This is a genomic window from Micromonospora sp. NPDC049048 (assembly GCF_043197615.1).
In the GTDB taxonomy this organism is placed as follows: Bacteria; Actinomycetota; Actinomycetes; order Mycobacteriales; family Micromonosporaceae; genus Micromonospora.
Window position 1 is genome coordinate 415,588 of the sequence record NZ_JBICTM010000003.1, and the last position, 25,422, is coordinate 441,009.

The 25,422-nt window shown below is 74.1% G+C and carries 22 protein-coding genes; 11 read left to right on the top strand and 11 right to left on the bottom strand.

What is annotated here, in order from left to right; all coding sequences use genetic code 11:
* Positions 1-114 precede the first annotated feature (114 nt).
* The 5 genes from ACGFIG_RS12510 to ACGFIG_RS12530 all read right to left on the bottom strand — a co-directional run bounded on the left by ACGFIG_RS12510 (position 115) and on the right by ACGFIG_RS12530 (position 7,101).
* Positions 115-1,770, bottom strand: coding sequence for a putative bifunctional diguanylate cyclase/phosphodiesterase (locus ACGFIG_RS12510; protein WP_393002901.1), 1,656 nt, complete (start codon positions 1,768-1,770; stop codon positions 115-117).
* 115 nt (positions 1,771-1,885) lie between these two features.
* Entirely contained in the window at positions 1,886-2,695 is an 810-nt protein-coding gene (locus ACGFIG_RS12515) for an SAM-dependent methyltransferase (RefSeq protein WP_393002084.1), read from the bottom strand.
* A gap of 221 nt (positions 2,696-2,916) precedes the next feature.
* Positions 2,917-3,585, bottom strand: a complete 669-nt coding sequence (locus ACGFIG_RS12520; RefSeq protein ID WP_007072219.1) for a response regulator transcription factor — start codon at positions 3,583-3,585, stop codon at positions 2,917-2,919.
* A 7-nt stretch (positions 3,586-3,592) separates the two neighbouring features.
* Entirely contained in the window at positions 3,593-5,284 is a 1,692-nt protein-coding gene (locus ACGFIG_RS12525; RefSeq protein ID WP_393002086.1) for a GAF domain-containing sensor histidine kinase, read from the bottom strand.
* A 14-nt stretch (positions 5,285-5,298) separates the two neighbouring features.
* Positions 5,299-7,101, bottom strand: a complete 1,803-nt coding sequence (locus ACGFIG_RS12530; protein WP_393002088.1) for an AMP-dependent synthetase/ligase — start codon at positions 7,099-7,101, stop codon at positions 5,299-5,301.
* A 215-nt stretch (positions 7,102-7,316) separates the two neighbouring features.
* On the opposite strand from ACGFIG_RS12530, the gene ACGFIG_RS12535 reads away from it, so the two are divergent.
* The 6 genes from ACGFIG_RS12535 (at position 7,317) to ACGFIG_RS12560 (ending at position 12,502) form a co-directional block, all read left to right on the top strand.
* On the top strand, positions 7,317-7,772 hold the full coding sequence (locus ACGFIG_RS12535) for an SRPBCC family protein (protein WP_393002090.1): 456 nt from the start codon (positions 7,317-7,319) through the stop codon (positions 7,770-7,772).
* Positions 7,773-7,803: 31 nt separating this feature from the next.
* On the top strand, positions 7,804-8,448 hold the full coding sequence (locus ACGFIG_RS12540; RefSeq protein ID WP_393002092.1) for a hypothetical protein: 645 nt from the start codon (positions 7,804-7,806) through the stop codon (positions 8,446-8,448).
* A gap of 75 nt (positions 8,449-8,523) precedes the next feature.
* Positions 8,524-9,471: an ROK family glucokinase gene (locus ACGFIG_RS12545; protein WP_393002094.1), complete on the top strand. Its 948-nt coding sequence runs from the start codon at positions 8,524-8,526 to the stop codon at positions 9,469-9,471.
* A 10-nt stretch (positions 9,472-9,481) separates the two neighbouring features.
* The gene (locus ACGFIG_RS12550) at positions 9,482-10,189 is read left to right on the top strand and encodes an endonuclease/exonuclease/phosphatase family protein (protein ID WP_393002096.1); all 708 of its coding nucleotides are present in this window, start codon (positions 9,482-9,484) and stop codon (positions 10,187-10,189) included.
* 91 nt (positions 10,190-10,280) lie between these two features.
* Positions 10,281-11,687 (top strand): flavin-containing monooxygenase, encoded by a 1,407-nt coding sequence (locus ACGFIG_RS12555; protein ID WP_393002098.1) that lies wholly within the window; start codon positions 10,281-10,283, stop codon positions 11,685-11,687.
* An 11-nt stretch (positions 11,688-11,698) separates the two neighbouring features.
* Complete coding sequence (locus ACGFIG_RS12560) at positions 11,699-12,502, top strand: alpha/beta hydrolase (RefSeq protein WP_393002903.1); 804 nt, start codon at positions 11,699-11,701, stop codon at positions 12,500-12,502.
* Positions 12,503-12,542: 40 nt separating this feature from the next.
* On the opposite strand, the gene ACGFIG_RS12565 is transcribed toward ACGFIG_RS12560, so the two are convergent.
* From ACGFIG_RS12565 to ACGFIG_RS12580, 4 genes are all read right to left on the bottom strand, one after another.
* Complete coding sequence (locus tag ACGFIG_RS12565) at positions 12,543-13,961, bottom strand: trehalose-6-phosphate synthase (RefSeq protein WP_393002100.1); 1,419 nt, start codon at positions 13,959-13,961, stop codon at positions 12,543-12,545.
* 214 nt (positions 13,962-14,175) lie between these two features.
* Positions 14,176-15,027 carry a DUF308 domain-containing protein gene (locus ACGFIG_RS12570; protein ID WP_393002102.1) on the bottom strand — a complete coding sequence of 284 codons (852 nt, stop codon included), beginning with the start codon at positions 15,025-15,027 and terminating at the stop codon, positions 14,176-14,178.
* Between the two features lie 295 nt (positions 15,028-15,322).
* The gene (locus tag ACGFIG_RS12575; protein WP_393002104.1) at positions 15,323-15,994 is read right to left on the bottom strand and encodes a response regulator; all 672 of its coding nucleotides are present in this window, start codon (positions 15,992-15,994) and stop codon (positions 15,323-15,325) included.
* Positions 15,991-17,166 carry a sensor histidine kinase gene (locus ACGFIG_RS12580; RefSeq protein WP_393002106.1) on the bottom strand — a complete coding sequence of 392 codons (1,176 nt, stop codon included), beginning with the start codon at positions 17,164-17,166 and terminating at the stop codon, positions 15,991-15,993. The genes ACGFIG_RS12575 and ACGFIG_RS12580 overlap by 4 nt, the downstream gene beginning before the upstream one ends.
* Positions 17,167-17,449: 283 nt before the next feature.
* On the opposite strand from ACGFIG_RS12580, the gene ACGFIG_RS12585 reads away from it, so the two are divergent.
* Complete coding sequence (locus ACGFIG_RS12585) at positions 17,450-18,151, top strand: lysophospholipid acyltransferase family protein (protein WP_393002109.1); 702 nt, start codon at positions 17,450-17,452, stop codon at positions 18,149-18,151.
* A gap of 65 nt (positions 18,152-18,216) precedes the next feature.
* Here the strand turns inward: ACGFIG_RS12585 and ACGFIG_RS12590 are convergent, their stop codons facing one another.
* Positions 18,217-21,759 carry an ATP-binding protein gene (locus tag ACGFIG_RS12590; RefSeq protein WP_393002111.1) on the bottom strand — a complete coding sequence of 1,181 codons (3,543 nt, stop codon included), beginning with the start codon at positions 21,757-21,759 and terminating at the stop codon, positions 18,217-18,219.
* Positions 21,760-21,923: 164 nt separating this feature from the next.
* On the opposite strand from ACGFIG_RS12590, the gene ACGFIG_RS12595 reads away from it, so the two are divergent.
* Positions 21,924-22,133, top strand: coding sequence for a hypothetical protein (locus ACGFIG_RS12595; protein WP_393002113.1), 210 nt, complete (start codon positions 21,924-21,926; stop codon positions 22,131-22,133).
* A 58-nt stretch (positions 22,134-22,191) separates the two neighbouring features.
* On the opposite strand, the gene ACGFIG_RS12600 is transcribed toward ACGFIG_RS12595, so the two are convergent.
* Positions 22,192-22,884, bottom strand: coding sequence for a Crp/Fnr family transcriptional regulator (locus ACGFIG_RS12600; RefSeq protein ID WP_121400498.1), 693 nt, complete (start codon positions 22,882-22,884; stop codon positions 22,192-22,194).
* A gap of 271 nt (positions 22,885-23,155) precedes the next feature.
* On the opposite strand from ACGFIG_RS12600, the gene ACGFIG_RS12605 reads away from it, so the two are divergent.
* The 3 genes from ACGFIG_RS12605 to ACGFIG_RS12615 all read left to right on the top strand — a co-directional run bounded on the left by ACGFIG_RS12605 (position 23,156) and on the right by ACGFIG_RS12615 (position 25,422).
* Positions 23,156-23,653, top strand: a complete 498-nt coding sequence (locus ACGFIG_RS12605) for a polyadenylate-specific 3'-exoribonuclease AS (protein WP_089003323.1) — start codon at positions 23,156-23,158, stop codon at positions 23,651-23,653.
* A gap of 59 nt (positions 23,654-23,712) precedes the next feature.
* Entirely contained in the window at positions 23,713-24,216 is a 504-nt protein-coding gene (locus tag ACGFIG_RS12610; protein ID WP_393002115.1) for a pyridoxamine 5'-phosphate oxidase family protein, read from the top strand.
* Between the two features lie 177 nt (positions 24,217-24,393).
* The gene (locus ACGFIG_RS12615; RefSeq protein WP_132236203.1) at positions 24,394-25,422 is read left to right on the top strand and encodes a 6-phosphofructokinase; all 1,029 of its coding nucleotides are present in this window, start codon (positions 24,394-24,396) and stop codon (positions 25,420-25,422) included.

The following is a 25,422-nucleotide window of genomic DNA, read 5'->3' on the forward strand; positions in this document are numbered from 1 at the left end:
GGGCCGCGGGCGCGTCGCCCTCGAACCCGCGCGGCCATCCTGCGCGCACGGCGGAGGTAGTAGGGGCGGCGCGCTCGGGGTGCGCCCGGGCGTGGCTGCGCCGGCGGCGCCCGGTCAGCGCAGGCGGGCCAGGACGCGCTCGGCGGAGTCCGGGCGGCCGAAGTGCCACCCCTGGCCGGCGTCGCAGTCGATCGCCCGTAGCCGCTCCGCCTGCCCGGCGGTCTCCACGCCCTCGGCGGTGACGGTCAGGTCCAGGGCGTGCGCCAGGGAGACGAGCGAGGCGAGGATCCGCTCGTCGGCGTGGGCCTCCGGCGCCCGCAGCCCGGCGACGAACTCACCGGCCACCTTCAGCTCGGTCACCGGAAGGTCCCGCAGGTACGCCAGGTTGCAGTAGCCGGTGCCGAAGTCGTCGATGGCGATCCGCACGCCGAGGTCGGCGAGCATCCGCAGCGCCCGGACGGGCTCCTCGGCGGTGCTCATCATGGTGCTCTCGGTGATCTCCAGCTGGAGCCGCTCGGGCGACAGCCCGGTCTGGCGCAGCAGCGCGCACACCTCCTGGACGAGGCCGGCGCAGCGCACCTGCCGTACGGCCAGGTTGACGCTGACGAACGGGGCCGGCCCGTCACCGGTGGCCCAGCCCTCGGCCTGCCGGCACGCCTCGGCCAGCACCCATCCGCCGAGCGGGACGATCAGCCCGGTCTCCTCGGCCAGCCCGATGAAGCTGTCGGGGCGCAGGACGCCCAGCTCGGGGTGCCGCCAGCGCACCAGGGCCTCCATGCCCAGCAGCCGGCCGTCGCGCAGCGAGGTCAGCGGCTGGAAGTCGAGGTAGAACTCGCCCCGCTCCAGCGCCGCCGGGATGGCCGCGGAGAGCGCGTACCGGGCCAGGTTCTGGCGGTCCCGGTCGACGTCGTAGAGCACCCAGCGGGCGCCACCGGCGGCCTTCGCCCAGTGCAGCGTGCTGTCGGCCGCTCGCATCAGGTCACCGGGGGAGGCGCCGGCGACCTCCCGTTCGACGATGCCGATGCTCGCCGAGACGCACAGCTCGTGTCCGTCCACCAGCACCGGCTCGCGTACCGCCTCGAGGGCGGCCTCGGCCACGGCGACCGCGTCTCCGGTGCCGGTGGTGTCCTCGACCAGGATGACGAACTCGTCGCCGCCGAGCCGGGCGACCAGGTGCCCGTCGAGGGCCCGGCGGAGGCGCTGCGCCATGGCCACCAGCAGCCCGTCGCCGACCTGGTGCCCGTGCGAGTCGTTGACCACCTTGAAGCGGTCGAGGTCGAGGAAGCAGACGCCGAGGCGTCCCCCGTCGCGGGCGGGCGAGTCGATGGCCGCGCGCAGGCGCTCCGTCAACAGCGTGCGGTTGGGCAGGTCGGTCAGCGGATCGTGGGTGGCCTGGTGGCGGAAGCGCGCCTCGCTGCTGCGCAGCGCCCGTTCCGCCTCCGCCCGCGCGGTCATCGCGGCCCGGCGGATCGTCTCCTGCTCGTCCAGCGTCCGGTCCCGCAACGCGCGCGCGTACCCGGTGGTCACGGCGGCCAGCAGTCGGGCCAGCCGGTCCTCGACCTCCTCCTCGACCAGCCCGAGGTCGCGGGCCAGCCGGAGCTGGATCACCTCGACCGTCCGACCGAGCGCCTCGGCCGAGGCGATGTGGGCGGCCACCAGCTCCGTGCCCACCCGGTGCCCCACCCGCAGGTCGATCGGCTCGGCCAGCAGGGCCGTCGCGAGCTGCTCGGTGAGGCGTTGCAGCAGCGCCTCGAGGTCGGCCTGGGGCATCGGCAGGTAACTGGTGCCGGAGACGGCCTTGGCCCACGCCCGGGCGAAGGTGCCCGGGCAGGACGGGTGCCCGAGGGTGGTGCCCGTCGGGGCGGCCGTGGCCACCCCGGGCGGCTCACCCACCGAGCCGCCCGACGCCGCCGATGAAGGCCGCCCGCTCGGCGTCCTCGGCGCTGTCGGGGGACTCCGGGCGCCACTGCGGCACCCAGACCACGCCGGGATCGACCAGCTCGAAGCCGTCGAAGAGGGCGGTCAGCTCGCCGCGGCTGCGGATCCACAGCGGGTTGTCGGTCCGCCGGTAGACCCGCTCGGCGTCGGCCCGCTCGTCGTCGCCACGGCCGTCGCCGGTGGCCTGCGAGAGCACCAGGTAGCTGCCCGGGGCCAGGGCCTCGCGCAGCGTCCGCAGCAGCTCGGCCGGCCGGTCGTCGTCCGGCACGAAGTGCAGCACCGCCACGATCATCACGGCGATCGGCTGGTCGAAGTCGAGCAGCCGGCGGACGTCCGGGTGGCTGATGATCCGCTCGGGGTGGCGCAGGTCCTCCTGCACCACCACGGCGCGGTCGTTGCCCTCCAGGATCTCCCGGCTGTGGGCCACCGCGACCGGGTCCACGTCGACGTAGACCACCCGGGCGTCGGGGGCGTCGCGCTGGGCGATTTCGTGCACGTTGCCGACGGTCGGGATGCCCGACCCGACGTCCAGGAACTGCCGGACACCGGAGTCGAGGAGGAACTGCACCGCGCGGCGGAGGAAGGCCCGGTTCGCCTGCGCCATCAACGGGGCCTCCGGCACCGCCGCCACCATCGCCTGGGCCGCCGCCCGGTCGACCGCGAAGTTGTGCGAGCCGCCGAGGTAGTAGTCGTACATGCGGGCCACGCTGGGGCGCTCGATGTCGATCTCGTCGGGTGCCCAGTCCGGCCGCTGCATGCGTCCACCCCTCTTTCGGTGCGCGGAACACCGTTGCCCGCGCCGGTATTCTGCCGGCTGGCCGCCGGGGAGGCCATAGCGGGCTGCGAACCCTTCGCCGCCGTCGAGCGGCGGCCGCGAACCCTTCGCCGCCGTCGTTCGCCGCGACGACGACAGGTCCGCGCCGCCTGTCGGCGGTCGCGGACCCGTCGGTGGTACGTCGGGCTCCCGGCGGGAGCGGGTCAGAACTTCGGCGCGTCCGGAGCCTCGAGCAGGCCCAGCCGCAGCGCGGTCATCAGCGCCTGGGCCCGGTTGGCCGCCCCCAGCTTCTCGTAGAGCTTCGAGATGTGGGTCTTGGCGGTGGACTCGCTGACGAAGAGCTGCTTGGCGATGCCCGCCACGCTCATCCCGTCGGCGAGCAGCCGCAGCACCTGGCCCTCGCGGGGGGAGAGCTGCGGCCCGGACGGGGCCAGCCGGCGCTTCATCGCCTCGGCCAGGTCGGCGGCGGTGAAGGCGCTGGGGGAGGAGGCGGCGTGCCGGGCGGCGGCGACGACCTCGTCGGCCGGCGCGGTCTTCGGCACGAAGGCGCTGGCCCCGGCCTCGAGGGCACCGAAGAGCTGGTCGTCGCCAGCGTACATGGTGAGCACGACGATGCCCATCGAGGCGCTGGACTTACGCAGCGCCCGGGTGGCCTCCAGGCCGCTGCCGTCGGGCAGCCGCAGGTCCATGATCACCACGTCCGGCTGCAGCGCACCGGCCTGGCGTACCCCCTCCGCGGCCGTGGCGGCCTCTCCGACGACCTCGAACTGCCGGTCGCGCTCGAACGCGTGCCGCAGGCCCTTGCGGATCAAGTCGTGATCGTCGACAAGGAGGACCTTGGTACGGGTGGCCGGTGTCGGACTTGTGGTCATCCTCGGGTTACTCCCCTTCTGCAACGGCTGCGCTACCGCGCACGTTATCGCGCCGGGGCGACGAGCCGAGCACCACCGCAACGGTCGTGCCGCTCGGTTGCCGCGGCCTGATCTCCAACCGGCCTCGGATACGTTCCGCCCTCTCGGCCATGATCGCAAGACCGTAGTGCCCGTCGGAGCGCTGGTCAGCGATTCCCTGACCGTCATCCGACACTTCAATTTGCGCGTACGGCGGGTCGACCTCACAGGTGACCCAGAGATTCGACGCGCCCGCGTGCTTGCGCGCGTTGGTGACCGCCTCCTGGGCGATGCGCAGCAACTCGGCCTCGGTGGCGGCGGGCAGCCGGGCGGTGGACTCGTCCAGGGAAAGGTGCACCCGCAGCCCGCCCGAGGCGCCGACCGTGCGGGCGTACTCGGCGATCGCGGCGGCCAGCCCGCCGTGCCGGTCCACCTCGCTGCGCAGCTCGAAGAGGCTCAGCCGCAGCTCGGTGATCACCCGGGTCACCTCGCCGCGCAGCGTGCGCAGCGCCTCGGCGGTCTCCTGCGGGTCCTCGTCGACGTACGCCAGGGCGTTGTCGATGCCGTAGCCGACCATCACGAGTTCCTGCGCCACCCCGTCGTGGATCTCCCGGGCCAGCCGCTGCCGTTCCTCGTTGGTGGCCAGCGAACGGACCTCGTCGAAGAGCAGCGCCGCCTCCAGCCGCAGCGCGGCCGGGCGGGTCAGCCCGGTCACCCGGGACACCACGCCCGGCGGGTACGCCTGCGCCGCGTCCGCCTCCAGCACCACCAGCCCGACGGTGCGTACCCCCGCCACCAGCGGCACGATCAGCGCGGAGACGTCGCCCCCGCGGTGCGAGCGGGCCTGTGACCGGGCGGCGGTGTGCGGCTGCTGGCTGGCCCACGCGTCGGCGATGGCCGAGTCCGCGTCCAGCGTCGTCTCCCAGTCGACCCGGTCCACGCCCACCTGGGCGAGCACCACCAGCCGGCCGCCGCCGCTGGCCGACAGCACGGCCGCCCGGTCCGCCCGGGCCACCGCGCGCAGTTCCTCCAGCAGGTGCTCGGAGATGCCGCCCGGGTCCAGCGTGGCCCCGGGCAGCTGGCGGGCCACGGTGCGCAGCTGGGTGAGCAGGCGGGTCGCCTCGGCGTACGGCTGGGGCTTGCCCTCGTTGCGGACCTGGATCACCCGGTGCAGTCCGGTGGCGGCGGCGAGGCCGAGCCCGGCGAGGATCAGCCACTGGAGGCAGACCACCAGGTAGCCGGCCTGGGCGAGCTGCCGGCCCCCGTCGACCTCGGTGAGCGCGCCGGCCACCAGCAGGGTCGCCGCCGCGACCAGCAGCAGGGCGCCGCACTCGCGGAACCGGCGGCGCAGCGTGGTGACGGTCACCGGGACCGCCAGGTAGGGCAGCACCGCCGAGGCGCCCAGCCCGAGGACGCTCTCCCCGCCGACGGTGGCCACGGCGGCGACCTGACTCGCGGCCAGCCCCAGCACCAGCACCTCGGCGACCCGGCTGAGCGGGCCGACCAGCCGGTGCTCCGGCGCCAGCAGGGCGGGCAGGCCGGCGATCGCCAGCAGCGCGATCCACCAGAGCTGACCGGGATCGTGCGTGGCGAAGAGGGTCAGGACGGCGACGAGCGCCAGCATGATCACGCGCGCGGCGGCGGCGAGAGGATGCGGCTGAGGGGGCGTCGAGGCGGACACGTGACGGATCGTAGTCAGCCGCGGTAGATGTCCGCGATCTCTGCCGCGTACGACTTGTGCACGACCTGCCGCTTGACCTTCAGGGAGGGGGTCAGCTCGCCGGTCGCCTCGGTGAAGTCGCGGGGCAGGATCCGGAACACCTTGATCGCCTCGGCCTTGGAGACCGCCTGGTTGGCGGTGTCGACCGCACCCTGGATCTCGGCGCGCAGCCCCTCGTGGTCGCGCAGCTTCTCGACGGGGGTGTCCTCGGGCAGACCGGCCGAGGCGAGCCAGCGCGGCAGCGCCTCCTCGTCGACGGTGACCAGCGCGGCGATGAACGGCGCCCGGTCGCCGACCACCACGCACTGGCTGACCAGCGGGTGGGCGCGTACCTGGTCCTCCAGCACCGCCGGGGCGACGTTCTTGCCGCCGGCCGTCACGATGATCTCCTTCTTCCGGCCGGTGATGCTCAGGAAGCCGTCGTTGTCGAGCTGGCCCAGGTCGCCGGTGCGGAACCAGCCGTCCGCGCTGAGCGCCTCGGCGGTCGCCGCCTCGTTGCGCCAGTAGCCCTGGAAGATCAGGTCGCCGGCGATCAGGATCTCGCCGTCGTCGTCGATCCGGATGGTGACCCCCGGCAGCGGGCGGCCGACCGAGCCGATCCGGGTCGCGTCGGGCAGGTTCGCGGCGGCGGCCGGGGAGGTCTCCGTCAGGCCGTAGCCCTCGCACACGTTCACGCCGATACCGCGGAAGAAGTGGCCGAGCCGGGCGCCGAGCGGGGCGCCGCCGGAGATGGCGTCGCGGCACCGGCCGCCCAGCGCCGCCCGCAGCTTGCGGTAGACCAGCTTGTCGAAGAGCGCGTGCTGCGCGCGCAGCGCCAGGCCGGGCCCGCCGGAGGTCTCCAGCGCCTCGCTGTACGCGATGGCGACCTGCTCCGCCCGGGCGAAGATCTTGCCCTTCCCCTCGGCCTCGGCCTTCTGCTTGGCACCGTTGTAGACCTTCTCGAACACGCGGGGGACCGAGAGCACGAAGGTGGGGCGGAAGTCCTGCAGCTCGGCGACCAGGTTCCTGGTGTCCGCGCAGTGCCGCATGGTGGCCCGCGCCTGCACCACGCCGATCTGGATGAGCCGGGCGAAGGCGTGGGCCAGCGGCAGGAAGAGCAGGGTCGAGGCGCCCGGCCCGAACAGGTTGGGCAGCACCGGCACCGCGTTGGCGATGTCGGCGTACATGTTGCGGTGGGTCAGCACGCAGCCCTTGGGGCGGCCGGTGGTGCCGCTGGTGTAGATGATGGTGGCGAGGTCGTCGGCGCGCACCGTGGCCCGCCGCCGGTCGATCTCGGCCGGGTCGACCGTGTCGCCGGTGCGGACGAGTTCGTCCACCGCGTCGAGGTCGATCTGCCAGACGTGGCGCAGCTCGGGCAGCCGGTCCCGGACACCGGCGAGAAGGGTGGCGTGCGCGTTGCTCTCCACCACGCAGGCCACGGCGCCGGAGTCGGACAGGATCCAGGCGGCCTGCTCGGCGCTGGAGGTCTCGTAGATCGGCACGGTGACCGCGCCGGCCGCCCAGATGGCGTAGTCCAGCAGGGTCCACTCGTAGCGGGTGCGGCTCATCAGGCCGACCCGGTCGCCGGGCTGCACGCCGGCGGCGACCAGGCCCCGGGCCACCGCCACGACCTCGTCGCGGAACTGCCCGCAGGTGACGTCGGCCCAGGTGCCGTCCGCGCCGCCGGGGCGGACGAACTGGACCGCGTCCGGGGCGACCTCGGCGTTGTCCCAGACCGGGTCGGTGAGGTTGGCCGCGTCGCCGACGGTGACGATTGGCGGGACGGAGAACTCGCGCACCTGCACTCCCTCGTACTCACACTGGCCTGGCCTGCCGCCACCACGGGTCGGCTCTGTCGAAACCTACCCGCCCCGGCGGCCGGGACGAAAAGGCAGGTCGTCCAGCCTGTCCGCAGGCCGCCGCCGGAGCGCCCCGCGTGGCGTCGGGAGCGCCCCGCCCGGCGTGCCCGGGGCGGCGCGGCGTGGGCGTCGCCGCCGGCGGGTAGCCTCCCTGCATGGCGGACACCTCGACCCAGTCGATCGTCGTCGGCGCGTCACCGGACCGGGTGGCGGCGGTCATCTGCGACTTCCCGAGCTACCCGGAGTGGACCGAGGCGATGCGGCGGGTGGAGGTGATCGAGGAGTACGAGGACGGCTACGCCAGCCAGGTCCGGTTCACCATCGACGCCGGCGTGCTGGCCGACGAGTACGTGCTGGCCTACGAGTACGCCGAGGACCTGTCCCGGATCGAGTGGCACCTGGTGGCGCCCTCGAAGATGCAGAAGTTCCAGCGCGGCTCGTACGACCTGGAGGCCAACCCGGACGGCAGCACGACGGTGACCTACACCCTGGAGGTCGAGCTCTCCGTCGGGATGCTCGGCATGTTCCGTCGCAAGGCCGAAAAAATGATCATGGACGCGGCGTTGAAGCAGCTCAAGCGCCGGGTAGAAGCACCCGGTGCGGCGCAGTGACGCGTCCCGCGGCAGGGTAGGGGAGCCGACCATGGGTGCAACGGATCCGGGTTCGGCCCGGGAAGAGGCCGAACGTCTGGTCGCCACGGCGCTGGCCGCCGCCCGGCTGGCGGCGGCCGGCTCGAAGGACGGCCAGTGGGGTCCGCTCGGTGGGATCGTGTCGAGTGTCCTCGGTCACAGTGGCGACCCGGGTGCGTCGGCCGGGCCGTCCGGGGGCGGTTTCGCCACCGGTGCGGCCGAATGCTGTGTCTGCCCGGTCTGCCGGGGTATCGCCGCCCTGCGCGACCCGAGTCCCGAATTCGCCGAGCGTCTCGCCACCGGCGCGGGCGACCTGGCGGCGGGTGTGGCCAGCCTGCTGCGCGCCTTCGCCCCGCCCGAGCCGCCCGCCGACGCGTCCGCCGGAGCGGATACGGCCCCGGGCACGGGTGGCGAGGACGACCACGTGTGGCGCGAGGCCACCCGTAGCGGGCATGATTCTCAGCCGGCACCGGAACGGGACGTCTGGTCCGCCGCCACGCGGGCGGAGGACGGAGCCGCACCGGGTGCCGTACCGCCCGTCGACGTCGCCGGGCCGGCCGCCGCGGTGACCGTCCGGACGTCCACCGGCGGGCCCGTGGTGCCCACGTCCCGGGCACCCGGCGACGAGGGCGAGCAGTCCCCGGGCGACGGGGCCTGACCAACGCACGTCCCGACCACGCGCCGGTCGTCCGCCGGCGCGGTGCGGGCAGCACAGCAGAGGGGAGTGGCAGCGGTGACGCTGACCATCGGAGTCGACGTCGGTGGCACGAAGGTGGCCGGTGGTGTCGTGGACGCCGCCGGCACGGTCCTCGTGCAGGCCCGACGGGACACCCCCGCCGACGACGTCGCCAAGACCCGGGACGTCATCATCGAACTGGTCCGCGAGCTGGCCACCGGGCGCGAGATCGAGGCGGTCGGCATCGGCGCGGCGGGCTGGATCGACGCCAGCCGCTCCACGGTGCTGTTCGCCCCGAACCTGGCGTGGCGCGACGAGCCCCTGCGCGACTACGTCAGCGCCGCGACCGGCCTGCCGGTGATCGTGGAGAACGACGGCAACGTGGCGGCCTGGGCGGAGTTCCGTTACGGCGCCGCCCGCGACGCCGACGACTCGATGGTCATGTTCACCATCGGCACCGGCGTCGGCGGCGGCATCGTGTTCGGCGGGGGACTGCTGCGCGGCGCCAACGGCATCGCCGCCGAGCTGGGCCACATGCTGACGGTGCCCGACGGCCACCAGTGCGGCTGCGGCCGGCTCGGCTGCATCGAGCAGTACGCCAGCGGCAGCGCCCTGGTGCGCTTCGCCCGCGCCGCCGCCCGGCAGGAGCCGCACCGCGCCGCCGCCCTGCTGGACCTGGCCGGCGGCGAGGCGGAGTCGGTCTCCGGGCCCATGGTCACCGCCGCCGCGCAGGCCGGCGACCCGGTCTCCGTCGAGGCGTTCGCGCAGGTCGGGCGCTGGCTCGGCACCAGCCTCGCCGACATGGCGCAGATCCTCGACCCGCAGGTGCTCGTCGTCGGCGGCGGGGTGATCGAGGCCGGGGACCTGCTGCTCGGCCCGACCCGCCGGTCGTTCACCGACGCCCTCGCCCAGCGCAGCCGGCTCCCGGTCGCCGAGATCCGCCCGGCCGAGCTGGGCAACACCGCCGGTGTCATCGGCGCCGCCGACCTGGCCCGCCGGATCTGAGGCGGTGACCGTGACGCAGAGCCAGGGTGTGCCGCTGCGTGTCGTGTCGTACAACATCCACAGCCAGCGCGACGACACGGCCGCGCTGGCGGCGGTGGTCCGTGACGCCAGGCCGGACGTGGTGCTCGTGCAGGAGGGGCCGCGCCGGTTCCGGTGGCGGCAGAAGTCGGCGGCCCTGGCGGAGTCGTTCGGCCTGGTGGTGGCGGCCGGCGGGCTGCCCTCGCTGGGCAACCTGCTGCTGACCAACCTGCGGGTGCGGGTGGTCGCCGAGCGGTGCCAGCGGTTCCCGCTCACCCCCGGCCGGCACCTGCGCGGCGCCGCGTACGCCGAGTGCGTGGTCGCCGGGGCGGCCCGGTTCACCCTGGCCGGGTCGCATCTGTCCACCGATCCGGCCGAGCGGCCCGCGCAGGCCGCGTTGTTCAAGCGCGAGCTGGACGCCGTCGCCGGGCCGCTGATCGTCGCGGCCGACCTGAACGAGGGCCCGGACGGGCCGGCCTGGGCCACCGTCGCGCGTGGGCTGACCGACGCCGCCGTGGCGATGGACCGGGCCGACCGGCTCACCTACTCCTGCGCGGATCCACGCCGGCGGATCGACGCGCTCTTCGTCGACCCGCGCGTCACCGTGGTCGACTACGACGTGGTGGACACCCCGCAGACCCGCCGCGCCAGCGACCACTTCCCGGTCCTGGTCGACCTGCTGCTGCCCGCCGCCGACTGACCGTCCGCCGCGCCGGGGGCTGGACAACCCGCTCCGTTGTGGGGAGGATGCTGCGCGACCGGCACTCGTGCCGCACAAAAGGAGATTTCCGGTGTCCACCTCCACCGACCACGGCCGGCCCGACCCGGAGGCGAGCACGCTCGCCCTGACCCGCGACGGCCGGCCGGTCTCCGACCGGGGCGACACCGTCTGCGTCATCGGCGCCGGGGCCAGCGGTCTCACGGCCATCAAGAACCTGAAGGAGCACGGCTTCGGCGTCGACTGCTACGAGCGGGAGACCGGCGTCGGCGGCGCCTGGAACTGGCGACACGACCGCAGCCCGGTGTACGCGAGCACGCACCTGATCTCCTCGCGGCCGTTCACGCAGTTCCCCGACTTCCCGATGCCCGACGACTGGCCGGACTACCCGCACCACAGTCAGCTGCTGTCCTACTTCGAGCGGTACGCCGACCACTTCGACCTGCGCGGGCACGTCTGGTTCGGCACCGAGGTCGTCCGGGTGGAGCCCGTGGCCGGGGACCGCTGGGACGTCACCACCCGCAGCACCGGCGGGTACGGCCCGGAGCGCACCTCCCGCTACGCGGCCGTGGTGGTCGCCAACGGTCACAACTGGTCGCCGAAGCTGCCGCGCTACGAAGGGCTGGAGGAGTTCCGGGGCGAGGTCATGCACGCCTCGTCCTACAAGGACCCCGCGCAGCTGCGCGGCAAGCGGGTGCTGGTGGTGGGCGCCGGCAACACCGGTTGCGACATCGCCGTCGAGGCCGCCCAGCAGGCGTCGCGCTGCTGGCACTCGACCCGCCGGGGCTACTGGTACGCCCCGAAGTACGTCCTCGGCCGCCCCGCCGACCAGGTCAACGACGCGCTGCTGGCGCTGCGCGTGCCGCGGCGGGTACGGCAGTGGCTCTACCACTGGACGCTGCGGCTGACCGTCGGCGACCTGACCCGGTTCGGCCTGCCGAAGCCCGACCACCGGGTCTACGAGACGCACCCGATCGCCAACAGCCAGCTCGTCTACTACGTGGGGCACGGCGGGATCGCGCCGGTGCCGGACGTCGCGCGCTTCCACCCGTACGCCGTCGAGCTCTCCGACGGCCGGCAGATCGACCCGGAGCTGGTCGTCTTCGCCACCGGCTACCTGCCGCGCTTCGAGTTCCTGGACCCCGCCCTGCTGGGCGACGACGCGGGGCAGGGGCGCCCGAAGCTGTGGCTGAACGCCTTCGTCCCCGGCCGCCCCACGCTGGCCGTGACCGGGCTGGTGCAGCCGGACTCGGGCGTCTTCCCCCTGTCGCACTGGCAGGCGGTGCTCTTCGCCCGGCTGCTGCGGCTGCGGGTGACCCGTCCCGACCGGGCGAACGCCTTCGCCGCCCGGGTAGCCGCGAAGGCGGGGGAGCGGTACACCGGACCGGTCAAGGACAGCAGCCGGCACTGGTTCGAGGTGGGCCACGCCGACTACCTGCGCGCCGTCCAACGCGCGCTGCACGACCTGGAGGACAAGTGAAACTACGGGTCATGCGGGGGCGGGAGTGGGCCCGGCCGGTCCGTCCGGTCCGGCGTGAGGTGCTCGGCGCGGCTCCCGAGGTGGAGCAGGGGCGCCCGCCGCTGCTCTTCGTACCGGGCTTCGGCCACGGCGCCTGGACGTTCGCCGAGCACTGGCTCGGCCACGCCGCGTCCCGGGGCTTCCCGGCGTACGCGCTGAGCCTGCGCGGGCACGGCGACAGCGGACCGGCGCCGGAGGCGACGCTGCGGGCGTACGCCCACGACGTGACCCAGGTGGCGGCGGGCCTGCCGCGCCAGGCGGTGCTGGTGGGGCACGGCGCCGGGGCGCTCGTGGTCGCCCACGCGCTGGCCCGCTACCCGGCCCGGGCCGCGGTGCTGGTCGCGCCGGTGCTCGGCGGCTGGGCGACGTTCGGCGCGGCGCTGCGGCGCAACCCGGTCGGCACGTTGCCGGCGGTCTTCGGCGGGCCGCTGCGGCTGCACCGCCGTCAGCTGTTCAGCCGGGAGCTGCCCGAGCCCGAGGCCCGCCGGTACGTGGGCCGGCTGGGGCGGGCCGCCCGGCGCGCCCAGTGGCAGCTGCTGACGGGGCGGGCCGCGGAGCCGGCGGTGGGCGACCCGCCGATGCTGGTGCTGGGCAGCCCCGACGACCGGATCGTCCCGGCGGCGGCGTTGACCCGGGCGGCGCGGCGGTACGGCTCGGCGCCCCTGCTCTTTCCCGGCATGGGGCACGACATGATGCTCGACGCCCGGTGGCGGGAGCCGATCGACGCGATCCTCGACTGGCTGGAGAAGGAACCGGCACCGGCCGGTCGCCCCTGACCGGTACGGGCATGCACGCGCCGCGACGGCGTTGTCGGCGTCAGCTGGCCGCGCCCAGCCGGGTCAGCAGCGACCCGCTCTCGTCGAGGGCGGTGAGGTAGGAGCGGGCCCACGCCCGGATGTCGTGCCGGTGCAGGTGCGCCCGCATGGCCCGCATCCGCGTGCCGAGGTCGTCGGGGCTCGCCCGCAACGCCTCGAGCAGCCCCTGCTTGAGCCCTTCCAGGTCGTGCGGGTTGACCAGGTGTGCCTGCGGAAGTTCGGCGGCGGCGCCGGCGAACTCGCTGAGCAGCAGCGCGCCCGTGTCGTCGACCCGGGCGGCGACGTACTCCTTGGCGACGAGGTTCATCCCGTCGCGCAGCGGGGTCACCGCCATCACGTCGGCGACCCGGTAGAGCGCGGCCAGCTCGGCGCGGTCGAACGGCTGGGTCAGGTAGTGGATCGCGGGCTCGCCGACCCGGCCGAACTCGCCGTTGATCCGCCCGACCTCGCGTTCCACCCGCTCGCGGAGGATCTGGTACTGCCCGACCCGCTCCCGGCTGGGCACCGCCACCTGCACGAGTACCGTGTCGCGGACCTTCACCTGCCCGCCGGCGATCAGCTCGCTGTACGCCTTGAGCCGCTGCTCGATGCCCTTGGTGTAGTCCATCCGGTCGACGCTGAGGATCACCTGCCCGGGGCTGCCGAGGTCGCGGCGCAGCCGGTCGGCCCGCTCGGCGACGTCGGGCCGGGCGGCCAGCGCGGCCATCTCGGCGGTGTCGATGGAGACGGGGAAGGCGCCGATGCGCACCACCCGCTCGTCGACGGCGATCCGCCGGTCGGTGGCGGGCAGGCCGAGCACCTTCACCGCCAGTTGGGCGAAGTTGTGCGCGGCCTGGGAACGCTGGAAGCCGATCAGGTCGGCGCCGAGCATCCCGCGCAGCAGCTCGGCCCGGCGTGGGAGCTGCATGAACAGCTCGGGCGGCGGGAAGGGCACGTGCAGGAAGAAGCCGATCCGCAGGTCCGGCCGTAGCTGACGGAGCAGGCCGGGCACCAGTTGCAGGTGGTAGTCCTGCACCCAGACCACCGCGCCGGGTTCGGCCACGTCGGCCGTGGCCTGCGCGAACCGCTGGTTGACCCGCTGGTACGCCTCCCACCAGCGCCGGTGGTACTCCGGTTGCTCCACCGAGTCGTGGTAGAGCGGCCAGAGGGTGGCGTTGGCGAAGCCCTCGTAGTGGTCACGCAGGTCTTCCGTGCTCAGCGCGACGGTGTGCATGCGGACACCGTCGACGTCGGGCAGGGCGGGCGCCGGGCCGGTGCCGCCGGCCCACCCGACCCAGGTTGCGGGCGTGTGCCGCAGGAGGGGGTGCAGGGCGCTGACGAGACCGCCGGGACTGCGGCGCCACTCGCAGGCACCGTCGGGCGCCACACTGTCGTCGATGGGCAGGCGGTTGGCGACCACCACGAGGGAACTCTGTCGCATCTCGGGCATTCCGATCAGCAGGGAGTGACCGCCGCAGCGGAGGAACAACCGGGCAGTCAGCGGGGGATGTGACGGACAGCGGTATTCCTACTGACAGTAAGTTACACCAGTGTTTCGCCCCCGGCGCGGGGCGGCCGTCGTCCCGGGATGCGGGCAGCGGTGCGGTGCGGGTGCGGGGAGCCTCGGGTCGGTTGACGGCCGGCGGACGGGCGCGTCAGACCACCGCGCCGTCGTCGGGGTCGCGCTCGTCGTCGTCCCCGCCGGGCCGCAGCCGCCAGATCAACGCGACGAAGCCGGCCAGGATGCCGGTGAAGCCGAACAGGTTGACCACCGACGGGTCGGCCACGGGAAAGACCGAGGGGAACAGGAAGAGCACGAAGCCGAGCACCATGGCCAGTACGCCGACCACGGCGTACTTCGACAGGCGCGGCAGGGGCGGAGGCGGCGGCGGGTTGTAGCGCTCGTCCTCGCCCTCGTCGTCGGGCAGGTCGGCGCCGAAGGTGTCCAGCCCGTCGAGCAGCGAGGGCTCGTCCTGCGGGCCCCGGGAGAGCGAGACCCCCGAGATGTCGGCCGCGTACGGCAGTCGACGCACGTCGGTGGCGGTCGGCCCGGCCGGCTCGTCCGGCGTGCCGATGGTCACCGGGCCGCCTGTCGGCCCGGGCGTGTCGTCCACGTCCTCGGCGGCGGGCCACGGGTTGGCGTCGCCGCGGGGGGCGGTGGTGTGGAAGCCGGCGACGATGCGGGCCCACTCGGCCTCGATGTCCGGCTCGTCCTCGCGGGGCTTCGCGGGGGTCGTCTCGTCCGCGAGCTGGTCCAGGTAGTCCCGCGCGGTCCCCAGGTGCGACCGGTCGACGTAGAGCCGGTCGACCGGCCGGGACGGGACGGTGGTGGTGCGGGTGACGGGGTTCAGGTCGGCCGAGGGCTGGAGGTAGGCGGCGATTCCGCCGGCGGCGAGGACGTCGAGCAGGTGCTCACCGACGCGCGGATCCACGTCGCCGGCGACGGCGTACTCGCTCGCGTCGAGCCCGTTGTCCCGCCGTCCCCGGCGGGCTCCACCCGCTGACACCGGACATCCTCCTCATCACGCGCCCGCGGCGCGGCCGCCTGAGCCCCCTCGGCGCCGACCCGCACGCCGTGCCTTGAATCGTGACACGTCCGGGCCCCGTTCCGGGAGTGCCTTGTGGCGCGGCGTACGAAGTCAGGGCCCCTGCCGCAGGTCGCGACAGGGTTATATGTCCGTTCTTGCTGAATCCTTTTCAACTGAGCCCCTCAGCGGCGGCGGGCAGTCCCGTCGGTGGCAGCGGCAGCGCCCTCGCCGGAGGCGGACGGTTCCCGCCTCCGGCGACCCGGCCGCCCGCCGGTCAGTCCGGGTCGCGCGCCGCGCCGGGCCGTACCAGGCCGCTCTCGTACGCGGCCACGACGAGCTGCGAGCGGTCCCGGGCGTGCAGCTTGCCCAGCAGGCGGCTCACGTAGGTGCGGGCGGTCGCCGGGCTGATGTGCAGGACCGCGCCGATCTCGTCGTTCGACCGGCCGGCGGCCACCTCGGCCAGCACCTCGCGCTCCCGGGCGGTCAGCGTCGCCAGCCGGGCCGGATCCGGCTCCCGCCCCCGGGCGCGTACCGCCGTCATGACCCGCCGCGTCACCGCGGGAGAGAGCAGGGCCTCCCCGGCCCGGACGATGCGTACCGCCCCCCGCAGGTCGTCGGGGCCGGTGTCCTTGAGCAGGAAACCGGACGCGCCGGCCCGGATCGCCTCGAAGACGTACTCGTCGGTGTCGAACGTGGTGAGCACGACGACCCGTACGCCGGCGAGCCGCTCGTCGGCGACGATCCGGCGGGTGGCCTCGATGCCGTCCGTGCCGGGCATCCGCACGTCCATCAGCAGCACGTCGGGCCGCTCGCTGACCGCCAGCCGGTACGCCGCGTCGCCGTCGCCGGCCTCGCCGACGACCTCGATGTCCGGGGCCCGGTTCAGCAGGGCGCGCAGCCCCGCGCGGACCAGGTGCTGGTCGTCGACGAGTCCCACCCGGATCACGTGGTCCCTCCCAGGGGCAGTTCGGCGCGTACCTCGAAACCGCCGCCGGACCGGTTGCCGGCGGTGACGGTGCCGCCGAGCAGGGCGGTGCGCTCCCGCATGCCGCCGAGCCCGTACCCGCGCGGGGCGTCCCCGCGCTGCCCGCGTCCGTCGTCGCGGACGGCGACGTCGACGGTGCGGGGGCCGCGGACGACGTCGATCTCGACGACGCTCGCGTCGGCGTGGCGCAGGGCGTTGGTCAGTGCCTCCTGGACCACCCGGTAGGCGGTCGAGTCGACGGCGGCGGGCAGGCCGGTCAGCTCGCCCCGCCGGTGCACGGCGACGCGCAGCCCGGCGGCCCGCGCGCCGGCGGCCAGGTCCTCCAGCCGGGCCAGTCCCGCCACCGGCTGGCGGGGCTCGGCCCCGGCCGGGTCGCGCAGCAGGCCGAGGGTGGTGCGCAGCTCCCGGGCGACCTGGGTGGTGGCCGAGCGGACGTGCCCCAGGGCGGCCCGGGCGGCGACCGGGTCGTCGTCGAGGGCCTCGTCGGCCACGCCGGCGTGCAGCGAGATGACGGAGATGTGGTGGGCGATCACGTCGTGCAGGTCCCGGGCGATGCGCAGCCGCTCCTCCTCGACCCGGCGCGCCGCCTCCCGGGCGTGGTCGCGTTCCAGCTGCCGCACCCGCCACCGCTGCTCCCGGCGCCGCAGCCGCCGGGAGCGGACCCCGTCGCCGAGCGCGACCGCGGCGGCCATGATGGCCACGCTGGAGGCCAGCTCGAAGCCGACGAGGTACGCGACGCTCGCGCCCTGCACCGCGCGGAACGTGGTGGAGACGACGAGCAGGCCGACCCCCACGAGCACCGCCCAGCGCAGCTGCCCGGCCTCGGCGGCCGAGTAGAGCGCCGCGGCGAGGGGGAGGGCCAACCCGACCGGCGGGTAGCCGGCCACGTAGTAGGCCACCAGGCCGGCGGCGCTGACCACCAGCACGGTCGCCGGCGCGCGGCGGCGCAGGAGCACGAGCGCGCCGAGCCCGACCGCGAACAGGTAGGCGGGCACGTCCCGCCCCCGGTCACCGCCCAGGTCCGCGGTGATCGCCGCCGCCACGACGGTCGACACGGCGCCGCCCATGAGCAGGTCCAGCGCCGTGGCCCGGGGCAGCCCGCCCGCTCTCCGCTGCGCCCCGGCCTCCCGCACCCCACGAGCGTAGGCGCCGGCGGCCGCCCGGCGGGGCCGACGCCGGTCCCGACCCGCCGTCGCCCGGCGCGGTATCCCCGACCGGCGGCGGTACGTCGACAGGCGACACCCTCCGCCGTCGACCGTCCGTCTCCTGTGGCCCGCCGCCACGGTCCGAGCTGGACGCGGCCGGCTCGCCGGCCGGATCACGTTGTGGCGGCCGGCATCGGGTTCGTAGGCTTGCCCACGACACCTTCCGCGGCGATCGCGGCGGCGTCGCGACCACCTCTGGGAAAGGACGCCGGTGCTGTACTGGCTGATGAAGTACGTCCTCCTCGGCCCGCTGCTGAGGCTGGTCTTCCGCCCGCAGGTCGAGGGGCTGCACCACGTGCCCGACACCGGGCCGGTGATCCTCGCCAGCAACCACCTGTCGTTCTCCGACTCGATCTTCACACCGCTGGTCGTGAAGCGGCGGGTGACGTTCATCGCCAAGGCCGAGTACTTTACCGGCAAGGGCATCAAGGGCTGGCTGACGAAGATGTTCTTCGTGGGCGCCGGCACCATCCCGGTGGACCGCTCGGGCGGCCAGGCGGCCAGGGCGGCCCTGGACACCCAACTGCGGGTGCTGCGCGCGGGCGGCATCGCCGGCATCTATCCCGAGGGCACCCGCTCGCCCGACGGGCGGCTCTACCGGGGCAAGACCGGCGTGGCCCGCCTGGCTCTGGAGAGCGGCGCCGTGGTGATCCCGACGGCGATGCTCAACGCCGACGAGATCCAGCCGCCCGGCAAGCTGATCCCGAAGATCGCCCGGGTGCGGATCCGGTTCGGCCCGCCGCTGGACTTCTCGCGCTACGCCGGGATGGCCGGTGACCGGTACGTCGAGCGCGCGGTGACCGACGAGATCATGTACGAGCTGATGGAGCTTTCCGGCCGCGAGTACGTCGACACGTACGCGCAGAAGGCCAAGGCGCAGCTCACCACCGCCCGCGAGCCCGTCGCCGCCTGACGCGGGACCGGCGGGGACGACACCGGGGCGGGACCGCGACACGTCGCCCCCCCCCGGCGGGCGGGTCAGCAGGCGACGGCGGGGGCCGTCGAGGGGCGGGCCAGGTCCAGCAGGACGGGGGCGTCGTTGCGCAGCGCGAAGGCCCGCAGCTCGGCAAGCTCCGGGCGGCCCGCCGTCGACTCGCCGGCCCGCTCCAGCTCCACCGTGGCGAAGGTCAGCGCGAGCATCCGGTCGGTCACGTCCGGGATGCCGGCGTAGATCCCCGCCCCGGCCAGGTGCAGCTCCGCGGCCCGCCGGTGGTCGCCGTCCGCGGCGGCCAGCGCGCCGGTCACCGTCCGCAGCGCCGCCTCCGACCAGGGCGTACGGTGACCCACCCGGTCCAGCATCGCGCGCACCCGCGCCGCCGAGGCCCGCCCGGCGAGGCTCGCCGCGTAACCGGCCGCCGCGATCCACTCGCCGCTGGCCAGCGCCGGCACGGCCGACCAGGAGTCGGCCAGCTCGTCGATCAGCGTCGCCGCCTCCTCCCGGCGCCCCTGCAACGCCCGGCAGAGCGCGCCCATCCCCAGCATCGTCCAGTGCAGCCGGTGGAATCCGCTGCGCCGCGCGGCGTCGAGCGCGGCGGCCACGTCGTCCTGGAACGCGGCGTCGCCCTCGGCGCGGGCCGGCGGCACCCGCTCGCCGCGCAGCACCAGCAGGCAGGAGCGCAGGCCGCGTACCTGCATGTCCCAGCTGCCCGTCGGGGTGTCCACGAAGGCCTCGGCGGCGGCCAGCAGCCGGTCGAAGTCGCCCTCGAACCAGGCGCGCATCGCCTCCGCCGAGTAGCTCGTGGTCAGTGTCTGCCCGCTGGCCTTGCGCGTCGGCAACGACGAGAGCAGGGCGTCGGAGCGCAGCCAGTCGCCCTCCTCGCAGACGGCGTAGGCGAGGTTCTGCATGGCCCGGGGCAGGGCGATCAACTGACCGGCGCGGCTGACCTCGACGATCGCGTGCAGGTCGTCGAGGCCGGACCGGTCGCCGGCCTGGTAGCGGGCGATCGCCGAGGTGATCCGGGCGTTGGTGCGGGTCTCGGCCAGCCCCAGCCGCTCGCCGATCTCCGCCGCCCGTTCCGCGGCGACGACCGCCGGGTCCCGCTCGTAGTTGAGCATGTGCAGCCGGCCCAGCTCGGCGTAGGCGTCCGCCTTCTGGGAGCTGTCCGGCAGCGGGGCGAAGAGCTGCACGGCCCGGTCCAGGCAGGCCAGGGCGGCGGCCCGGTCGGCGCGTAGCCACGCGGCCTGACCGAGCAGCGTCCAGGCGCGGGCCGCGCACGCGTCGTCGCCGTGGGCGAGCAGCCGGTCGGCGAGCGCCTGCATCTGCTCCGGGCCGCCGCCGGAGAGGAAACCGTTGCCGTCGCGGTAGAACGAGATCTCGGTGCTGAGCAGCTCCAACTGGAGCCGGCCCACCGGGTCGGAGTCGTCGGCCAGCCCGAGCGCCCGACCGGCGTGGTTCGCCGCCACGTCGAGGCTGTGCAGCGCGTACGCCCGGCGGGCCGCCCGGTGCAGCGCGGCCCGCGCGGCGCCGGCGAACCCGCCGATCTCCATGCCCAGCGACCGCGCGATCTCGTGGGCCGCCCACCGGTGGTGGGCCAGCACCTCCGCCAGGTCGGTGTCGCGGCTCTGCGAGAGCATGTCGAGCCACTGTGCCGTCCGCTCGTGCCGCGCCACCCGCTCGGTACGGGGCAGCCGCTGGTAGCAGACGTCGCGCACCAGCACGTGCCGGAACCGGTACTCGGGCTGCCCGGCCATGGTGGAGGCGGCCTGCTCGTGCACGAAGTCGCGTTGCTCCAGCCGGCGCAGCGCGCGCTCCACCGACTCGACGGGCTGCCCCAGCGCGGCGGCCACCGCGCCCGGCCAGAACTGCACGCCGACCACGGCGGCGGCCAGCAGCACCGTGCGTTCCTTGGCGTCGAGCAGGTCGATGCGGTTGGCGATGACGGCGTGCACGCTCTCCGGCATCGGCAGGTCGAGGTGCTTCTCCAGCGACCAGCCCCGCCCGGACTGGCGCAACGCGCCCTGCTCGATGAGCATCCGGACGTACTCGTGGGCGTAGAGCGGGTTGCCGCCGGCCACCTCGATCAGCGGGGTGAGCATGTCGGCGGAGAAGGCGGCCCGGCCGAACATGTGGGCATAGAGCGCGGCGATGCCCGTGTCCCGCAGCGGGGGCAGGGTGATGGTCACCGAGCCGGTGATCGTCCCCGCCCAGGTCGGATCCCGGTCGACGAGTTCCGGGCGGGCGGTGCAGAGCAGCAACAGCGGCACGTCCCGGGCGGCGGTGCCGAGCAGCTCCACGAAGCGCAGCATCGCGTCGTCGGCCCAGTGCAGGTCCTCGAAGACCAGCACGGTCGGCCGGCGCGCGGCCAGCGCGAGCAGGAAACGCCGCCACGCCGACTCGGTCTCCTCGGCCGGCAGCGCGGTCCCCGGCAGGCCCACCAGCGGCCGCAGGGCGTCGACGACGCGCTGGCGCTCGCCCGGGCCGACCAGCTCGCCGACGGCGGAGGCGAGCCGCTGGGCGGCGCTGGACGCCGGGTCGGTGTCGAGGATGCCGGCCTCGGACTTGACGATGTCGGCCAGCGCCGCGAACGTCACGTTCTCGCCGAACGGCGGGCACCGCCCGATCCGCCAGGTCAACGGCTCGTCGACGAGTTGGTCCACGTGCCGGTACAGCTCCCGTACCAGCCGGCTCTTGCCCAGCCCCGCCCGGCCGAAGACGGTCACCACCTGCGGGCGCCGGTCACGCAACGACCGGTGCAGGGCGTTGACCAGCATCCCCAGCTCGTGCTCGCGGTCGATCAGCGGCGTGACGTCCGGCTGCCGGTCGGTCGGCTGCCGGCGTACGGGGGACAGGGCCAGCCACACCTCGGTCGTCGTCGACCGCCCGCGCAGGGTCACCGGCGGCTGCTCGGAGTAGCGGATCGCGTCGCGGGTGAGCGCGTGCGTCATGCCGCAGACCAGCACCCCGCCCGGCGGCGCGACCGACTGCATCCGGGAGGCCGTGTTGACCACGTCGCCGGCCACGATCGCCTGGCCGCCGTCGCGGGCGGCGGCCACGTCGACCAGCGCCTCGCCCGTGGCCACCCCGACCCGGAAGCGCAGCGCGTCCGCCCCGGCGGGGGCGAACCGGGTCAGCACCCGTTGCAGCTCCAGGCCGGCCCGCACGCAGCGCAGGGCGTCGGTCTCGGTCGCCACCGGCGCACCGAACAGGGCCATCACCGCGTCGCCGATGTACTTCTCCACCACGCCGCCGTACTGCCCCACGACGCGGCGGGCGGCCGAGAAGAAGCCGGTCTGCATGCCGCGCACCAGCTCCGGGTCGGCCCGCTCGACGTACGGGGTGAAGTCGATCAGGTCGACGAAGAGCACGCTGACCCGGCGGCGGTCCTCCTGCGGGGCCGGCTGCCGCTCGCTGCCCGGCCGGGCAGCGCCGCAGGAGGTGCAGAACGCCACGTCCCGGGCGAGCGGGCGGAGACAGTGCGGACAGACCGCGCCCAGCTCGTTGCCGCAGCCGCCGCAGAAGCGGTCGTCCGCGGCTGCCGTGCGTCCACAGCGGTCACACTGCGTGGCGATGACACCCTCCACTGGCGGTCCCCGCCGGCGCCGGGATCGGCGCCGTTGTGGTGTCAGTATCGTCGTCCGCCCTGCTGTCGGGTACCGGGCTGTTGGTTTGTGGACAGTCCACCGGCCGGTCCTGCCGCTACAGTCAGGCGGCTGATTGTCGACCTTTGACCACAGGGGGATTCCCGATGGTGTACGTGATGTTGCAGAGTGACTGGACCGACGGCAACGGGGTGAACCACCTCGCGGGCGACTCCGTCGACGTGGACGCCGCCACGCTGGCCGCGCTCCAGGCACAGGGCATCGTCAGCGAGCAGTCCGGTGGCGGCAAGGACGGCACGGAGTGGGTCGGGCCGGGCAGCACCAACTGGGTCGGGCCGGGCAGCAACACCCCCTGACGACACCCCACGAACGAAGGGGCCGCGGCGACCGCCGCGGCCCCTTTTCGCGTACGCCTCAGCGCTCGCTCATGCCCGCGCGGCGCCGCAGCGCCGCCACGTCCGTGACCACGATGCGCCGGCCCTCCGTGCGCAGCCAGCCCCGGTTGGCGAACGAGCCGATGGCCTGGTTGACGCTCTGCCGCGAGCCGCCGGCCATCTCGGCGAGCTGGCTCTGGTTGAGCTCGATCGTGATCATCGGGGCCTGGCTCTCGCCGGCCAGCCGCACCAGGGTCTTGGCGACCCGGCCGGGCAGGTCCAGGAAGACGTGGTCGGCGTTCTGCTCGGTCAGCCGGCGGATCAGCCCGCCCAGCGAGCGCATCACCGCGTCGAGGATGCGCGGGTTGGAGTGCACCAGCTCCATGAAGGCGCCCCGGGACAGCGCGAGCGCCGCGCAGTCCTCGATCGCCTCGGCCGAGGCGGAGCGGGTGGAGGCGTCGAGCAGGGACACCTCGCCCAGCACGTCCGGCGGACGGATCACCGACAGCACCGCCCGCTCGCCGGTCGGCGCGGTGCGGAAGACCGCGACCGCGCCCCGACGCAGCACGATGAGGGACTCGCCGGGGTCGTTCTCGACGAAGAGCAACTGACCCTTGCGGTACGTGCGGGGGACCGCCGCGGCGATCACCCGCTGCCGGACCTCCGGCTCCAGCCCGGCGAACATCTCCACACCCGTGAGCGCGTCACCCGGCTCCGGTAGGCGCATCTCCACGGCCCAACCCCTCCCCCGGTCAAGGACCACAACTCGCTCACCGGGTGAACCTGAAGGCCCTCGACGAGGTGAATGACACCGGTTCGGCGTCCGGTAGCGGTACACATCAGATCATGACGCTCCGGTCGCTTGCTGTACACCCCTCAAAACACTTCCGTGACACTCCCGAGCTGCGGCGACCGTCCTGGTGGCGGTCGTCGGCGTCGGCGCCGCCCGGACCCGGCCGCCCCGGTGACCCGGGCGCGACGGGCGTGGGCGAGGATGGCGGGCGATGGTCTACCGCTACTTCTACGACTGCGAGTTCATCGAGGACGGCCGGCTCGTCGACCTGGTGTCGATCGGCGTCGTCGACGAGTACGGCCGTGAGTTCTACGCCGTCTCCACCGAGTTCGACGACTCGCGGGCCGTGCCCTGGGTGCGCCGCAACGTGCTCGACAAGCTGCCCTCCCCGGCGAACCGCGCCTGGCGTTCCCGGGAGCGCATCCGCGACGAGCTGTACGACTTCCTCGTCGAGCCGGTCCGGGACCGCCCGGGCGAGCAGTTGGAGCTCTGGGCCTGGTACGCCGCGTACGACCACGTGGCCCTGGCGCAGCTGTGGGGCGCCATGCCGGCGTTGCCCCGGGAGATTCCCCGGTTCACCAAGGACCTGCGCCAGCTCTGGGACGACCGGGGCCGGCCGCCGCTGCCGGACGCCGACGCGGCGCGGCACGACGCGCTGGTCGACGCCCGGCACAACCTGGCCCGGTGGCGGGCGATGACCGGTTCGTAGGTTTGGTCGGTTCTGTCCCGGGCACCGGTGCGACGTCGAGCCGATGTGAGGGAGGGCCCATGAGCAAGGAACCGACCAACGCCGCCGAGGCCCGGCGCCGGGTGACCGAACTGGTCCGCGAGGCCCGCATCTGCATGCTGACCACGACCGCCGTGGACGGCCGGATGGTGAGCCGTCCGATGGGACTGCAGGAGGCGGAGTTCGACGGCGACCTGTGGTTCTTCGCGTACGCCGACTCCGCCAAGGTCCGGCAGATCCGCGTGAACCCCGAGGTCAACGTCTCCTTCTCCGACTCCCGGCGCAACGCCTGGGTGTCGGTCGCGGGCACCGCGCGGGAGGAGTACGACCGGGCGAAGGCCGAACAGCTCTGGAACCCGGTGCTCAAGACCTGGTTCCCGGACGGGCTGGAGACCCCCGGCGTCACCCTGCTCAAGGTGCACGCGAGTTCCGCGGAGTACTGGGACTCTCCGTCGAGCACGGTGGTCAACCTGTTCGGCTTCGCCAAGGCGGCGGTGACCGGCCAGCCGCCGAAGGCGGGGGAGAACCACGAGGTCAGCTACTGACCGGTAGGTCCCGCTGTCGGTGGGATCGCCCCGGGGCGCGGTGTCGAGGTACGCCTGCGACGACTACAGTGCGCACTGACGGCCCGCCCCGGGCCGGCAACGGCGCCGATGGTCTGATCCGACACATATCCTGGGGCAAATCGGGCTTCACCTGATGCTCCAGGAGGATGAGCGATCATGCGTATCGGCGTGCTCACCGGCGGCGGCGACTGCCCAGGTCTCAACGCGGTCATCCGGGCGGTGGTCCGCAAGGGCGTCGCCAGCTACGGTCACGAGTTCGTGGGTTTCCGGGACGGCTGGAAGGGCCCGCTGGAGGGCCTGTCCCGCCCGCTGGGCATCGCGGAGGTCCGCGGCATCCTGCCGCGCGGCGGCACCATCCTCGGTTCGTCCCGGACCAACCCCTTCAAGATCGAGAACGGCGTCGAGCGGATCAAGGAGAACCTCGCCGCCCAGGGCGTCGACGCGCTCATCGCGATCGGCGGCGAGGACACCCTCGGCGTGGCCACCAAGCTGCACGAGCTCGGGGTCCACGTGATCGGCGTACCGAAGACGATCGACAACGACCTCGGGGCCACCGACTACACCTTCGGCTTCGACACCGCCGTCAACATCGCCATGGAGGCGATCGACCGGCTGCACACCACCGCCGAGAGCCACCACCGCACCCTGGTCGTCGAGGTGATGGGCCGGCACGCCGGCTGGATCGCCCTGCACGCCGGCCTGGCCGGTGGCGCCAACGTGATCCTGCTGCCCGAGCGGCAGTTCGACGTCGAGCAGGTCGCCGGCTACGTCGAGAAGCGCTTCCAGCACCAGTACGCCCCGATCGTCGTGGTCGCCGAGGGCGCCCAGCCGCTGGACGGCCAGATGGTCCTGCACAACCAGGAACTCGACGCGTTCGGCCACGTCCGCCTCGGCGGCATCGGTCAGTGGCTCGCCGAGCAGCTGGAGGCCAAGACCGGCAAGGAGGCCCGCACCGTCGTGCTCGGGCACATCCAGCGCGGCGGCACCCCGAGCGCCTTCGACCGGGTGCTCGCCACCCGGCTCGGCCTTCAGGCGATCGACGCGGTCCACGAGGGCGACTGGGGCAAGATGGTCGCCATGCAGAGCACGGACATCGTCCGCGTTCCGCTGGCCGAGGCCACCCGCGAGCTGAAGACCGTGCCGCTGGAGCGGTACGCCGAGGCCGAGGTCTTCTTCGGCAGCTGA